The organism is Bacillus sp. JJ1127 (genome assembly GCF_036965845.1).
Classification (GTDB): Bacteria; Bacillota; Bacilli; order Bacillales; family Bacillaceae_G; genus Bacillus_A.
Genome location: NZ_JBALQK010000061.1, coordinates 16,638 through 30,949 on the forward strand (window position 1 = coordinate 16,638; position 14,312 = coordinate 30,949).

Below are 14,312 nucleotides of genomic sequence, written 5' to 3' on the forward strand. Positions count from 1 at the left end.
TTGTCCTATTGAGGGGGGAATTACATGCAGGGAATCAAACGATATTTACAATTTGTGAAACCATATCGTTGGCTTATTGTCATCACAATTATTATTGGACTCGTTAAGTTCGGAATTCCACTTATTATGCCATGGTTATTAAAGTATATTATTGATGATGTGATTCAAGGAGGAGGATCTCTTCAGGAAAAAACATCGGGGTTAATAACGGCAGTTGGAATTACTTTTTTTATTTTTGCAGTAATAAGACCACCAGTTGAATATTATCGTCAATATTTTGCACAGCGTATTAGTAATACAATACTTTATGATTTGCGTAAACATATTTTTGACCATCTGCAAAAGTTAAGTTTACGATATTATTCAAACACAAAAACAGGTGAAATTATTTCACGTGTAATTCATGATGTAGAACAGACGAAGGATTTTGTTATTACGGGACTAATGAATGTTTGGCTCGATACAGCTACGATTTTTATTGCGATTGTAGTTATGCTTTCTATGAATATAAAATTAACGCTTGTTGCATTGCTGATTTTACCAATCTATGCAGTGGCAGTTAAATATTTTTTTGGACGTCTTCGTAAATTGACGAGAGAGCGTTCGCAAGCTTTAGCAACGATGCAAGGGTATTTGTATGAGCGTATTCAAGGGATGCAAGTAACACGCAGTTTTGCATTAGAGGAATATGAAAAAGGGCAGTTTAAAAAAAGAAATAATGAGTTTCTGACGAAAGCGTTGACACATACAAGTTGGACGGCAAAGACATTCTCAGCAGTGAATACGTTAACGGATTTAGGACCATTACTTGTTATTGCATTTGCAGCATATGAGGTGATTCAAGGTTCATTGACACTCGGAACTATGGTTGCTTTTGTGGGGTATATGGATAGCTTATATAGTCCGCTTCGGCGCCTCGTGAATTCTTCTACGACACTAACACAATCTTTTGCGTCTATGGATCGTGTTTTTGAGTTATTAGATGAAAAATATGATATTGTGAATGAACCTAGCGCAATACAGGTCAAAAAGTTAAACGGTGAAATAGTATTTGATGAAGTTTCATTTCGTTATAATGTCAATGAAACAGATGTATTGCATAATCTTTCGTTTACCATTCGCCCAGGAGAAAAAGTTGCGCTTGTTGGAGCAAGTGGAGGCGGAAAGTCATCCCTTGCTAGTTTAATTCCACGTTTTTATGATGTTTCTGGCGGTGCCGTTTATGTAGATGGTGTAAATGTAAGAGAGTATGATATGAGAAATTTACGTAGTCATATCGGTATTGTGTTGCAGGATAATTTATTATTTAGCGATACGATTCAAGCTAATATTTTATATGGAAATCCGGAAGCTACGGAAGAAGAAGTGGTCACTGCTGCAAAAGCTGCACAGATTCATAACTTCATTGTCGGTTTGCCAGATGGTTATGATACGATTGTTGGAGAACGAGGGGTGAAGTTGTCTGGTGGGCAGAGACAACGTATCGCGATTGCCCGGGTATTTCTAAAAAATCCATCGTTGCTTATATTAGACGAGGCAACATCAGCTTTAGATTTGGAGAACGAAAGATATATTCAAGAGGCTCTTCAAACATTGGCGGCTGATCGAACAACAATTATTATTGCTCATAGATTGGCAACTATTACACATGTCGATACAATTATTTATATCGAAAATGGTGAAATAAAGGAAAAAGGTTCTCATGAGCAGTTAATGAAAAAACGAGGATTGTATTATAATTTGTATCAAATTCAGCATGTAGCAGAAACAACCCCTTTAGCGTGAAAGGGGTTGTTTTTTATTCATCTTCTTTTTTTTCATCAATTTGTAGTTCGTCTTCTGGTTTGTGGTATGTGTAAAAACTATCCACAAGTAAATCTAAATGCTCAACTTCCTCACTATAATTAATGATGGAAGAAATAAGTGGAAAGAGATGTAACCATATTTCGTAGGACTCTTCATCATCTTTATCCTGATAATCCATAAAGATATCAATTAGTTCCTGCTTACCTGTTTCAACTTCATCAAGCATTTCAACGGATTGTTGTTTTTTCGCTTTACCAATAAATTTTAATAAAACTTGTTCATGGTAGTGCGTTAATGAATCAAGCTCGTTTTGAATGGATTCTTGAAATGATTCAGGCATATACCGTAATTCGTTTTCAGTTCGATGTAGTGACTTTAATGTACTTAGAGCGCGACTTGTTGTCGCTAACATTTGTCTGAATAAAACAAGCTTACGAATTTTGGCGAATTGTATTTTTTTTGTATAACTTCTTTCTTCTTTATAAAGCAAATAGTAATGATTGAGTTTAATCATTTTTTCTTTCATACGATCAATATCTGTTTTTAACGTTGTAAAATCAGAAGCTTGCCTGCTATTCATACGAATCCACTTCACAATTTCTTCCGTATCATCAACGATGCGATGATACAGTTTGGTTTCGTATTTTGGCGGCATAAATACTAAGTTCACAAGTGAAGCAGCAATAATCCCAGTCATAATAGTTGCAAAGCGGAGTAGTGCGAAATCAAAGAAATTTGCTCCTTGATATTCCATAATAGCGATGACCGTTACTAAAGCAATTGATATTGTGTTTTCTAAACGCAATTGTAGTGTGATAGCAATAACTAATATACAAGTTAATCCAATAATAAAAGGATTATTTCCAAAAGCAAAAGCAAATACGATAGCGAATACCGCACCAATTACGTTTGCTTGAATTTGCTCAAGTGCTGTCAAATATGAGCGGTATACAGATGGTTGAACAGCGAAAATTGCTGAAATCCCCGCAAATACTGGACTTGGCAGGTGGAGCAAGGTAGAAGCAAATAAAGCTAATGTAATGGCAATACCCGTTTTTAAAATGCGAGCACCAAGTTTCATACCCTTATTAATATCCTTTCTCTCTTGTCATAATGAATGTACAACATGATACTATACATTCATTACAATATGTTAGCAAGTGATATTTTAGTGGATGTGCAAAAATTCCGATAAAGATAGTTATCCGATTTATTCGTTGCGTCGCCAGTTCGGTATTCATGTAGTTTCATCTACACTCCGTACCCTTCTAACTTCTGCGCCTCGAACTGCTCGGCTCTATTCATCCTACTGTTTTATTGCTTATTTTAGTGAAAAAACCTGCTGAATTTCAGCAGGTTTCAAATTGTTATTATAGATTACTATGTGATGCTCACTTCGTCAACTGTCCAGTGGCTATAAAATGTAGTAAAATCATTCAGTTGAAACAGATGGATCTGCTTGTTCTTTTTTCGGAATGATTTCATAAAAATGAAGCTGAATGTCATCTAGTAATGGTGTTAAGAGAGCAACTTCTTCATATTGCTCATGCTCATTTAGTATACGAATATAGTCTAACAATAATTCTGTAACGTCTGATTTACCATTTTTGCTAAGTGGTTGTAATGTGACATTGGCTCCTTTGGCAATTCTTCTTTTTAAGGCAGGTTCTGTTAAACCGAGTTCAGGTTGATGACGTAAATAAACGACACCGCCAGTCATACCAGCGCAAATCCATGGACCAGGATCCCCTAACACAAGGGCGCGGCCATTTGTCATATACTCGAAGGCAAAGCCTTTTATATTGGAATGAGAACCAAGGTTTCCATGTTCTTTTTCGCGAAGTGCTTTTGTGACTCTACCTCCAATAATCATATCTGCTCCAGAGAGACGGATGCCTGCACGTGCATCAGCGTTTCCCTGCACATATAAAGCTCCTTTTTGTGCACCATATCCAAATCCTTTTCCGACAGAGCCGTTGTAGTATACACCATCTTTTCCTTTTGCTTTTGTAATGTAAATACCACCACCAAATGAAGTTTTTCCGATGCCATCTTGTGCACCGCCGTTAACGTGGATAAATAAGTTTTCGCTATTGTAAGCACCTAATCCATTTCCAGGAACAGAGCCATTTGTATATTTTAATGTAAGTGGTTCAAGGCTAGTGTTTTTATACAATTTACTACGGACACGATAGCATGATTCTAAACCGCCCATCACTCGTTGATCTACACCGACACCAACTAATTCTTTTGATTGGAAAAAGTCAGCTATTTTATGTTGCTTTTGCTCTACGGATTCTATAGAAGTTAACGATGAGTTTTCTAAAATTTGTAGTAAATTGTGTAAGTCTAAAAGGTCTGTACCACGAGTTTGTTCTAGCAAATCTGAACGTCCAACAATTTCTTGTAAATTCGTATGGCCGAGTTGTCCTGTTAAACGTTTAAGTTCTGTACCAAAAGTAGTGAATAAGTGTAATAAGCCTTTTACAGCATGTTCAAATTGGCGCGGGACAAAGCGACGCAGGCCATGTTCTTTTGCTTGGGCCTCTGATTCGATTTGAGTGGCGATTCCGACATGACATGTATCTAGATGGCAGCCACGACAAGTTGTACAACCAATGGCAATCATTGATAGGGTACCGAAGCCAATTCGATTTGCACCAAGAAGCATAATTTTAAGTGCATCATTTACACTACGAATACCACCATCTGCCCAAATTTCTACATTGTGCCTCATGTTTGCTTCTAATAGAGCGTTATGAGCAGCTTTGACGCCAATCTCTACAGGAAGACCAACATGTTGCAGGGCATGAATACGTGCGGCACCAGTTCCGCCGTCAAATCCGCTAATATTAATAAAATCGGCACCTGCTTTGGCAATTCCTACGGCAATTGTTCCGATGTTAGGGACAACTGGAACTTTGACAGCGACTTTTGCGAGTTGATTCGCGGTTTTAATTTCTGTAATCATTTGTGCTAAGTCCTCAATTGAGTAAATATCATGGTTATTAGATGGTGAAATTAAGTCCGAACCAATTGTTGCATTACGTGCTTCAGCGATTTTTGAAGTCACTTTTGATCCAGGTAAATGTCCACCTTCACCAGGCTTTGCGCCTTGCCCGATTTTTATTTCAATTAAATTCGATGAGTTGAGTAGTTCGGCATTCACTCCAAAGCGACCAGAGGCGATTTGTTGGCCGCGTGTATGTGGATATTTGCCAATCATATCTTTAATTTCTCCGCCTTCACCATTTAAACTAATCATATTCAGGCGATCTGCAGCCTCTGCATAGGCGCGGAAGGCGATTTCATTTTGAGAACCAAACGACATGGAACTAATAATAAATGGTAAATCATGATTCTTAATTCCAATAGAAACATGTTCAGTTGGAACGGTTTGTTGCGCTTCTTTTATTTGGACAAGATGACGAATTGCCATTGAATTTTTGTCTTCTAGCTCAGTTAATTTCTCGCGGTAATCATCATAGTTATTGCCTTTTGCCACATCACCAATTGCTTTCCAAATCCGCGGGAATATATGGAATGTTTTGCGCATTTTAACTTTTGGATTACTATAATCAATTGCCCGAGCTTTCGCATCCTCTGTAAGTGATTCAAGTGAGAAAGCCAAATTGTTTGATCCAAAGAAATTAGTAATTTGTAATATATTTGCGATTTCTTCGTGTAAGCCAATAGAAGAGAAGAGACGACCATAACCACGTAATTCATGGATTCCAATTGTTGAAATTACTTTCTCTAGTCCTTTGTTTAATGCGTTATACAAATTAGCGATTGCTGCTTTAGTGCCGTCGTTTACAGTTGCAAACATTAAGTATGGATTCATAACATCTGCTCCTAAACCGTATAGCGTAACAATATCGTGTAAAGAGCGAAGAGCACCAGATCTTACAACAAGAGAGCAATTCCGGCGCAATTTGTTGTCAGTTAATACTTGATGGACTTTTGCTGTAATTAAATGTGGATCAATCCATAATTGTTCATTTTGGTGTGCTTTCGCATCATCTAATATTAAAAGGGTAGCTCCTTTTTTAATGGCTGTTATAGCTTCAGAGCTAATTCGATTTAATGCATCATATAAAGTCTCTGATGCTGTAAAGGTAATGTCTAGTTTGTAGACAGCACTATGGGTAACGAATAGTTGTGTAAGTTGTTCGTGTGTAATTGTTTCTAAATTTTCAGCGATGGATTGTGCTAAATTTCCCTCTAGTATAATTGGTGATAGAAGTTCAGCGACAAAAGGATATTGGGATGTCCGGCATAAATTTGGGCGTTCTCCTAACACTGTACGTGTAGAAAAGTGTTCAATTTCTCTGTCCCGATCAATTGCTGGGTTCGTAACAACTGCTACACTTTCTTTTATGAAATCAGCGATGTTCCGTCTATCAGTATCAAGCGCTGCAAGGGGGGCATCGTGCCCAAGAGAACGGATTGGTTCGACGCCTTTTGTCGCCATTTGTTCAAGAAGCTGAATATGTTCACGATCCCATCCGAAAGCCACGTATTGTTCTGTTTCAACTTGTGTATAATCTGATAACCCCTCGATTTTTTCTACAGATGGGATAGATAAATTAAAATGATAGTCAGTGAAATCAATTCGCTGTTTTAGGCGTTTATATACTTCGTCTTGGTATCTTTCATATTCATAGAGAACAAGGTTATCTTGTTCGTTCCACTTTAAACCTATTTTCTCTCCAGGAGCAAGTGGTTTTGGCTCTGCTACGTATTCAGTTGGAGATACAACACCTGGTTCAGATGAAAAGATATAGGAAGTTTCTGTTTCTACTTTCCAAACCGGTCGTAAACCAAGTGAATCAACACTAAAAACAGCTTCATCTTTATAACGTGAAATAATGCCAGCCGGTCCTTGAGCAAAATGCCCCCAGGCTTCACGAATATACGTATATAGATCTTGCAAGTGAGGTTCGTATAATTTTATCTCATTAATAATTGGTGGGAATAATATATCCATTGCTTCAAATAAGCTGTAGTTATAGTGAACGAGAAGTGTTTCTAAGGTGCGGTTTAAATCTTGAGAGTCACTGCCTCCGTTAGTAAGTGGTACATCAATCATCTTAGCTTGATCACGTAACTTGGCAATGGTATTAATTTCACCATTATGTCCGAGGATACTAAATGGCTGTACACGAAAAAAATTTGATAATGTATTGGTAGAATAGCGATTATGCCCTAGTGTCATTGTTGATGCGATAAGGGGATGTTGTAAGTCATCGTAGTAGGCAACAAGTGTATCGCCAGCACCAAGAACTTTATAGACAACATGATTGTGACTTAATGACGCCACATGAATCGCTTCATTTTCTTCGATTGCAATTGTTAAAGAGAATAGTATTTGGTCAATATTTTTATTTTCGCTTTCTGCAATAAGTGCAATTTGCCAAAATAAAGGTTCTTCTTGTTTACCAAGAGGACCGAGTGCATCAGAATTTATAATCTCCTCATCCTCGAAGACAATTGTGAAATTTTCATTTTCTAGTTTTGTACGAATGCTATTTTTTAAATGATTTACATTTTCTTTTTTGCTTAGAAAAAAATGTCCAACGATAAAGTGGGGATGATCCACAATCGCTGGATTATATCCATTCGTTTTTAGTTTCTCTTTCCAAAGTGCTGTTGGTAAATCAATGTGAATACCAATTCCATCTCCTTCGCCATTAATGAAGCCAGCTCGATGATTCATTTTAACAAGCGATTGTATACAAAGGTCGATGTTTTCTTTCGTAGGAATTTTTTGTTTTTCCATAACGGAAACGATTCCACACGCATCATGTTCTGCATTTACATAATTTCGAAATAAAGACGGTGTCCATGTATTTGTTGTACTTAGCATCCGTCAATCCCCCCTTTGAGATGTAACATTAAGAATAGTCTTACTATTCAAAGCGTGAAGCGCTTTGTATACGAAATTAATAACAAATATAGACGGAAACAAAACAGATAATTATGAATAATTATACTATTAATGCGAGATTTATGAAATAGAAAAAAGAAAAAAATAGAGGGCAGCCTCTATTTCTTCCTTTTCTTATGCGTTGCAATTTTATTTTGCTAAGGCAGCAAATGCTCTGCCAACAGCTTCAATTGTATATTCAATATCTTCTTTTGTATGTTCTGTTGTTAAGAACCATGCTTCATATTTGGATGGTGCTAAGTTAATTCCCTCGTTGAGCATAAGCTTGAAGAACTTGCCGAACATTTCACCATCTGTATTTTGAGCAGCATCATAATCTTCAATTGTATCTGTTGTAAAGTACACAGTTAATGCACCTTTTAGACGATTTACTGTAATATCGATGCTATGTTTTGCGGCTTGTTCTAAAATACCTTTTTCAAGCATTGCTCCAAGCTCATCTAGTTTTTCATATACGCCTTCTTGCTTTAGGACTTCTAGGCATGCGATACCAGCTGCCATAGAAGCTGGGTTTCCGGCCATTGTACCAGCTTGATAAGCAGGTCCAAGCGGGGCAACTTGTTCCATGATTTCTTTTTTACCACCATATGCACCGATTGGAAGACCACCGCCAATTATTTTACCAAGCGCTGTTAAGTCTGGGGTTACACCAAGTAAATCTTGAGCGCCGCCGTACATAAAACGGAAAGCAGTAATAACTTCATCGTAAATAACTAGTGCGCCAGCCGCGTGAACAAGCTCATTTACTTTTTCAAGGAAACCAGGTTTAGGTTCTACAATTCCGAAGTTCCCAACGATTGGTTCCACAAGAATAGCTGCTACTTCATGTCCCCATTTATCTAGTGCCTCTTTTAATGTTTCTACATTATTAAATGGAACGGTAATAACTTCTTGTGCGATACTTTGTGGTACTCCGGCTGAATCAGGAGTGCCAAGAGTAGAAGGACCTGAACCAGCTGCTACAAGTACTAAATCTGAATGACCATGGTAGCAACCAGCAAATTTCATGATTTTTGTGCGACCTGTGTAAGCACGAGCTACGCGAATCGTTGTCATAACAGATTCTGTACCAGAGTTTACGAAACGAACTTTATCTAAAGCAGGCATTGCTTCTTTTAACATTTTTGCAAACTTTACTTCTAGTGCTGTCGGTGTTCCGTATAGTACACCATTTTCAGCAGCTGTTTTAATTGCTTCCGTTATGTGAGGATGAGCATGCCCTGTAATAATTGGACCATATGCTGCTAAATAGTCGATATATTTATTACCATCTACATCCCAAAAATAAGCACCTTTCCCACGTTCCATTGCAACAGGTGAACCACCGCCAACGGCTTTAAAAGAACGTGAAGGACTATTAACACCACCAACAATATGTTCTAACGCTTCTTTATGTAATGCTTCTGACTTTGTGAAATTCACTACAATTCATCTCCTTACAAAAATCTATGTATTATTTTAACATGTTTTTCAAAAAGACGTATTGTTTGTGATAGGGATAGTAGTTGGGTAAACTATTCGTTGTGATATTTAGGGAGGAGGTCCGGTTATGAAATCGGTAATTGAGGTACAAGGATTACGTAAAGAATTTACAACCTATTCAAGTCGTTCGGGCTTAAAGGGTGCTTTTCGCGATTTATTAAATCGTAACTATAAAATAGTACCAGCAGTGAATGATGTTTCGTTTACTATAAAGCAAGGTGAAATGGTTGGGTATATTGGGGAAAATGGTGCTGGAAAATCAACCACTATTAAGATGTTAACTGGGATTTTAACACCAACGTCTGGACAAATTACAGTGAATGGTATGAATCCGCATAAGCAGCGAGAAGAATTTGTAAGAACAATTGGTGTTGTATTTGGACAACGTTCGCAGCTTTGGTGGGATATCGCAGTGCAAGAATCATTTCGTCTATTAAAGAAAGTGTACGGTGTATCGGATAGCCAGTATAAAGAACATATGGAGCATGTTATTGAAACATTAGATATTGGACCGTTGTTAGATAAACCGGTGCGTAAATTATCGCTCGGTCAACGAATGCGTTGTGAATTGGCAGCGGCATTAATTCATAATCCACCGCTTTTATTTTTAGATGAGCCAACAATCGGATTAGATGTTCTTGTGAAATTAAAGATTCGTGAATTTTTAAAAGAGATGAATGAGCGTTATAAAACAACGATTCTTTTAACAACACATGATATTACTGATATTGAAGCGTTATGTGAGCGCGTTATTATGCTTGATGAGGGAAATATTATGTATGATGGTTCGTTAGAAAAACTGCGTTCGCAATGGGGAGCGGAAAAAGAGATACATTTTCAATTTGTTTCGCCGGTTTCGTATCAACAATTATCAATGATTATGCCGGATAATCATGTAGTTTGGTCGCAGGCGAGAGAAGAACATACATGGATTGCGAAAATACCGAATGAAGAAGTTATAATCTCTATGCTCATTTCAAAAGTAGTACAAGCTTTTCAAATTAAAGATTTAAAAATTCATGAAGTGTCTACAGAAGAAATTATTCGTAACATTTATGAAGAGGGTATCATTCATGGGTAAGTATATTGAAATGATTCGTATTCGTTTTTTAATGATGCTTGCTTATCGAACAAACTATTATAGTGGAATTTTAATTTATACGATTAATATCGGAGCATATTACTTCTTATGGCAAGCTATTTACAGTGGAAAAGAGAATATTGAAAGCTTATCGATTTCTCAAATGACAACCTATATTGCTATTGCTTGGATGGCTCGTGCTTTTTATTTTAATAATATTGATAGAGAAATTGCGATGGAAATTCAAGAAGGGCGTGTAGCTGTTGAGTTAATTCGACCGTATAACTATTTAGGGATGAAAGTTATGCAAGGGCTTGGAGAGGGAATATTTCGTTTTGCATTCTTTTCAATCCCAGGTATGCTGATCGTTACGCTGTTGTTCTCCTTACAAATTACAACGAATTTTCAAACGTGGCTGTATTTCTTTCTATCGTTAATATTCAGCTTTATTATTAATACGCAAATTAACTTAATGACAGGAATGCTCACTTTTTTCTTATTTAACAACAGTGGAATTATGTACGCAAAACGTGTTGTTATTGATTTGTTTTCAGGCTTATTACTACCGATTAGCTTTTATCCTCCATGGGCCCAAAAAGCGATGGTATTCTTACCATTCCAAGCGATCAGTTATATTCCGAGTATGATTTTCTCTGAAGGAATACAAGGAAGTAAGTTGTATCAAGCTTTATTATTCCAAATGATTTGGGCAGTGGTACTTATTATTCCAATTGTGCTGATGTGGAAAACGGCGAGAAAACGCCTAATTGTACAAGGGGGATGATGAGATGTTGTATATAAAACTTTTTTTGCAATATGCAAGCCAATATATTAAAACGAAACTAGAATATCGTGGTGATTTCATTGTTGGGTTATTATCCGACTTACTATTACAAGCTGTTAATTTAATTTTTATACTTGTTGTTTTTGGGCATACACAGTCATTAAAAGGGTGGAGCCGTGAAGAGGTTATTTTTATCTATGGCTTTTTCTTAGTACCATTTGCTATCTTTTCTTCTTTCTTTAATATATGGGACTTTAATGATAGGTACATTATCAAGGGAGAAATGGATCGTGTCTTAACAAGACCGATTCATAGTTTGTTTCAAATTATATTAGAACGAATGGAATTAGAGTCGTTAATTGGAGCTATAACAGGAATGATTGTAATGGGATATGCAGCAGTGCAGCTTCAATTATCTTTTTATTGGTATGACATCTTTTTGTTCTTGCTAATGGTAGGAGGAGGAGCGCTTGTATACGGCGGGATATTTGTAACACTCGCGAGTATCGGTTTTTGGTCAGATGCGAAAAGCTCCATTATGCCGCTTATGTATAATATAGGGAATTATGGACGATACCCTGTAAATATTTATAATCGCGTTATTCGCTTCATTTTAACCTTTGTATTACCGTTTGCATTTGTTGGTGTATATCCAGCGGCATACTTTCTTAGAAAAACGGAATGGAACAGTTATGCATTTGCAACACCAATGGTTGGCGTAATTTGTTTTACGATTGCAATTACACTTTGGAATCAGGGTGTGAAAAGGTACCGTGGTGCTGGAAATTAAATAGGGGTTCATTGGTTTCTATGGGATAAATTATTTGTTGTCCTCATACATATAGGATGAGGTGGAGGACATGTTATGGGGACTGATCCTATTAATCGCAGTAATTGCTGTTTTAAGAAGTGTTCAATTGTTATGGAGTTCATATTCGGAGTCAAAGCGTTTTTTTTCTTTGTATAACTTGACTTCATTGTTCTTAATTTATACAACGGTACTGATTGCATTTGGATTAAGCTATGTTGTATTAGAGGAAAGTGGATTTTCGATTTTAAGGGAAGATGGTGAAAGATTGAATGGCCATTCTTTTCAACTTGTAGAAGTATGTTTATATTTTAGCGCAGTTACTTTATTATCGGTTGGATATGGTGATGTGACCCCAGTTGGAATAGGACGCTGGGTTGCGATAGTTGAGGCGCTAATTGGATATACATTACCGTTTGCTTTCGTAGTCCGGACTGTGATAGACAATGAAAAATAAGGTAATATTTGTTATAGTAGAAGGAAAATATAAGGAGTGATAAAGATGGTCGCAATAGGAGAAATAGCACCAGATTTTACACTAGAAGGAAGCAATGGGGAGCAGGTTGAATTATCCAATTTTCGCGGAAAAAATGTAGTGTTATATTTTTACCCGAAAGATATGACACCGGGATGTACGACGGAAGCATGTGATTTTCGAGATGCACATGGGTTATTCCAAGAAAAGGATACAGTTATTCTTGGTGTAAGTCCTGACCCAGCAAATAGACATATGAAATTCATTGAAAAACATGATTTACCATTTTTACTTTTAGTGGATGAGGATCATAAAGTGGCAGAACAATATGATGTTTGGAAACTGAAGAAGAACTTTGGAAAAGAGTATATGGGAATTGAGCGTTCTACATTCCTGATTAATAAAGACGGTGAACTTGTAAAAGAATGGCGTAAAGTAAAAGTGAAGGGTCATATCGAAGAGATTCTTTCTTATATAAAATAAGAGCTTACATGAGCAAAGGAATAAAGAACGAAAGAAGTTTCTCATATAAGGCATATGCCTATACACTTTTTATGATGTTTCATAAATTAAAAGGGTAGGGCATACCTCCTCAGATGATAGTATTCCAAGTGCGATTATTTCGCACTTTTTTTCTTTACGAATGTATAAGGAAGGGACAAATATACATAAGAATAAGGTTAGGTGAAAAATAAAACACATAGTTATAGTAGAAATATTGACGATTGACAAGAAAAGGAGTACACTATTTATAAGAATTATAAAATAATAATCCGTATAGAATCGGGGTGCATGACGGTGGTCAAAGAAGAATTAAAAGAAGCGCTAGAAATGCTGAAAAATACGGGTGTACGCATTACTCCACAGCGTCATGCTATTTTAGAGTACCTTGTGGAATCTATGACGCACCCAACAGCGGATGAAATTTATAAGGCGTTAGAAGGTAAGTTTCCAAATATGAGCGTTGCGACTGTATATAATAACTTACGTGTATTTAAAGAAGTTGAGCTTGTAAAGGAATTAACTTATGGAGACGCTTCAAGTAGATTTGATTATATTACAAGTCAGCATTACCATGTAATTTGCGAAAAGTGTGGTAAGATTGTTGATTTTCCTTATGGTGGTTTGGAAAAACTTGAAGATGAAGCTGCGAAAGCAACCGGCTTTGTTATTAATAGTCATCGTTTAGAAATTTATGGCGTATGTCCAGAATGTCATAAGGCGTAATTATAATTAAAGAAAGAGGTTGACGGCTATGTCAGCCTCTTTCTTTATTATATAAATTCCATTTTATGCTTTATAGCTCTTTTTATTATACTTCTCATCAAATTCTTTTCCTTCTAAATTCCGATCAAGTGTTAAAGGTTGATTGCAGTGCATACATGCATCTACACGACCAAGCATTTTTGTTGGTTTATTACAGCTTGGACAAATAATCTGCACGGTCTTGGTAGATAACATGCCAATCCAAAAGTAAACAAGGGTGCTAGCGATAACAGCTAAGAAACCGAGCATCATAAGGGTAGTCATGATAATAATATTCTCTCGAAAAAAGACGCCTAAGTATGCAATGAAGAGGCCGATAAATACTAAACTTAATGCAAAGGTTCGAATCTTATTGATTTTGTTTGAATACTTAATACCCATTCCCATCACACTCCTATAGCAACAATATAACACAAAATTTAGAATTTTTTATCAAAAAGAAAAGAGGTTGATGAAATTTGTAAGAATGATAAAGTACAAACGGGATGTGAAATTTTTTTGTGAAAAGTATTGACCGTACATGTAGTGCGTGATATATTAATACACGTCGCTGATGCGAAACACGCAGAAAGCAAAAAAGAAATCAAAAACTTAGTTGACATCGAAAAACGAAGATGTTACCATAAGGAAGTCGCAATTAAGCGGCAAACGAGTTCTCTG

At 36.6% G+C, this 14,312-nt stretch carries 11 protein-coding genes; 7 read left to right on the top strand and 4 right to left on the bottom strand.

The features are described 5' to 3' along the window. Window positions 1–24: 24 nt before the first annotated feature. Window positions 25–1,785, top strand: a complete 1,761-nt coding sequence (locus tag V7183_RS08010; RefSeq protein ID WP_335359153.1) for an ABC transporter ATP-binding protein — start codon at window positions 25–27, stop codon at window positions 1,783–1,785. 13 nt (window positions 1,786–1,798) lie between these two features. On the opposite strand, the gene V7183_RS08015 is transcribed toward V7183_RS08010, so the two are convergent. The 3 genes from V7183_RS08015 to hemL form a co-directional block, all read right to left on the bottom strand. Continuing rightward, entirely contained in the window at window positions 1,799–2,887 is a 1,089-nt protein-coding gene (locus V7183_RS08015) for an aromatic acid exporter family protein (protein ID WP_097898774.1), read from the bottom strand. 351 nt (window positions 2,888–3,238) lie between these two features. Continuing rightward, the gene (locus V7183_RS08020; RefSeq protein WP_335359154.1) at window positions 3,239–7,675 is read right to left on the bottom strand and encodes a glutamate synthase-related protein; all 4,437 of its coding nucleotides are present in this window, start codon (window positions 7,673–7,675) and stop codon (window positions 3,239–3,241) included. Between the two features lie 210 nt (window positions 7,676–7,885). Continuing rightward, window positions 7,886–9,184, bottom strand: coding sequence for a glutamate-1-semialdehyde-2,1-aminomutase (gene hemL, locus V7183_RS08025; RefSeq protein ID WP_097898776.1), 1,299 nt, complete (start codon window positions 9,182–9,184; stop codon window positions 7,886–7,888). Window positions 9,185–9,305: 121 nt separating this feature from the next. On the opposite strand from hemL, the gene V7183_RS08030 reads away from it, so the two are divergent. The 6 genes from V7183_RS08030 to perR all read left to right on the top strand — a co-directional run bounded on the left by V7183_RS08030 (window position 9,306) and on the right by perR (window position 13,613). Further along, window positions 9,306–10,319 carry an ABC transporter ATP-binding protein gene (locus tag V7183_RS08030; RefSeq protein ID WP_097898777.1) on the top strand — a complete coding sequence of 338 codons (1,014 nt, stop codon included), beginning with the start codon at window positions 9,306–9,308 and terminating at the stop codon, window positions 10,317–10,319. Next, complete coding sequence (locus V7183_RS08035; protein ID WP_335359155.1) at window positions 10,312–11,103, top strand: ABC transporter permease; 792 nt, start codon at window positions 10,312–10,314, stop codon at window positions 11,101–11,103. The genes V7183_RS08030 and V7183_RS08035 overlap by 8 nt, the downstream gene beginning before the upstream one ends. 4 nt (window positions 11,104–11,107) lie before the next feature. After that, window positions 11,108–11,893, top strand: a complete 786-nt coding sequence (locus V7183_RS08040) for an ABC transporter permease (RefSeq protein WP_097898779.1) — start codon at window positions 11,108–11,110, stop codon at window positions 11,891–11,893. A 70-nt stretch (window positions 11,894–11,963) separates the two neighbouring features. Continuing rightward, window positions 11,964–12,368 (top strand): potassium channel family protein, encoded by a 405-nt coding sequence (locus V7183_RS08045; RefSeq protein ID WP_097898780.1) that lies wholly within the window; start codon window positions 11,964–11,966, stop codon window positions 12,366–12,368. A 45-nt stretch (window positions 12,369–12,413) separates the two neighbouring features. Continuing rightward, window positions 12,414–12,869 (top strand): thioredoxin-dependent thiol peroxidase, encoded by a 456-nt coding sequence (gene bcp, locus V7183_RS08050; RefSeq protein WP_335359156.1) that lies wholly within the window; start codon window positions 12,414–12,416, stop codon window positions 12,867–12,869. 315 nt (window positions 12,870–13,184) lie between these two features. After that, window positions 13,185–13,613, top strand: coding sequence for a peroxide-responsive transcriptional repressor PerR (gene perR / locus V7183_RS08055; protein ID WP_170958192.1), 429 nt, complete (start codon window positions 13,185–13,187; stop codon window positions 13,611–13,613). Window positions 13,614–13,676: 63 nt separating this feature from the next. Here perR and V7183_RS08060 read toward each other — a convergent pair whose 3' ends face one another. Next, window positions 13,677–14,033, bottom strand: a complete 357-nt coding sequence (locus V7183_RS08060; RefSeq protein WP_097898783.1) for a YgzB family protein — start codon at window positions 14,031–14,033, stop codon at window positions 13,677–13,679. Window positions 14,034–14,312: the final 279 nt, after the last annotated feature.

Coding starts and splice junctions, on each gene's coding strand:
- V7183_RS08010 (WP_335359153.1), top strand. CDS start 25: ATGCAGGGAATCAAACGATATTTACAATTTGTGAAACCATATCGTTGG.
- V7183_RS08015 (WP_097898774.1), bottom strand. CDS start 2,887: ATGAAACTTGGTGCTCGCATTTTAAAAACGGGTATTGCCATTACATTA.
- V7183_RS08020 (WP_335359154.1), bottom strand. CDS start 7,675: ATGCTAAGTACAACAAATACATGGACACCGTCTTTATTTCGAAATTAT.
- V7183_RS08030 (WP_097898777.1), top strand. CDS start 9,306: ATGAAATCGGTAATTGAGGTACAAGGATTACGTAAAGAATTTACAACC.
- V7183_RS08035 (WP_335359155.1), top strand. CDS start 10,312: ATGGGTAAGTATATTGAAATGATTCGTATTCGTTTTTTAATGATGCTT.
- V7183_RS08040 (WP_097898779.1), top strand. CDS start 11,108: ATGTTGTATATAAAACTTTTTTTGCAATATGCAAGCCAATATATTAAA.
- V7183_RS08045 (WP_097898780.1), top strand. CDS start 11,964: ATGTTATGGGGACTGATCCTATTAATCGCAGTAATTGCTGTTTTAAGA.
- bcp (WP_335359156.1), top strand. CDS start 12,414: ATGGTCGCAATAGGAGAAATAGCACCAGATTTTACACTAGAAGGAAGC.
- V7183_RS08060 (WP_097898783.1), bottom strand. CDS start 14,033: ATGGGTATTAAGTATTCAAACAAAATCAATAAGATTCGAACCTTTGCA.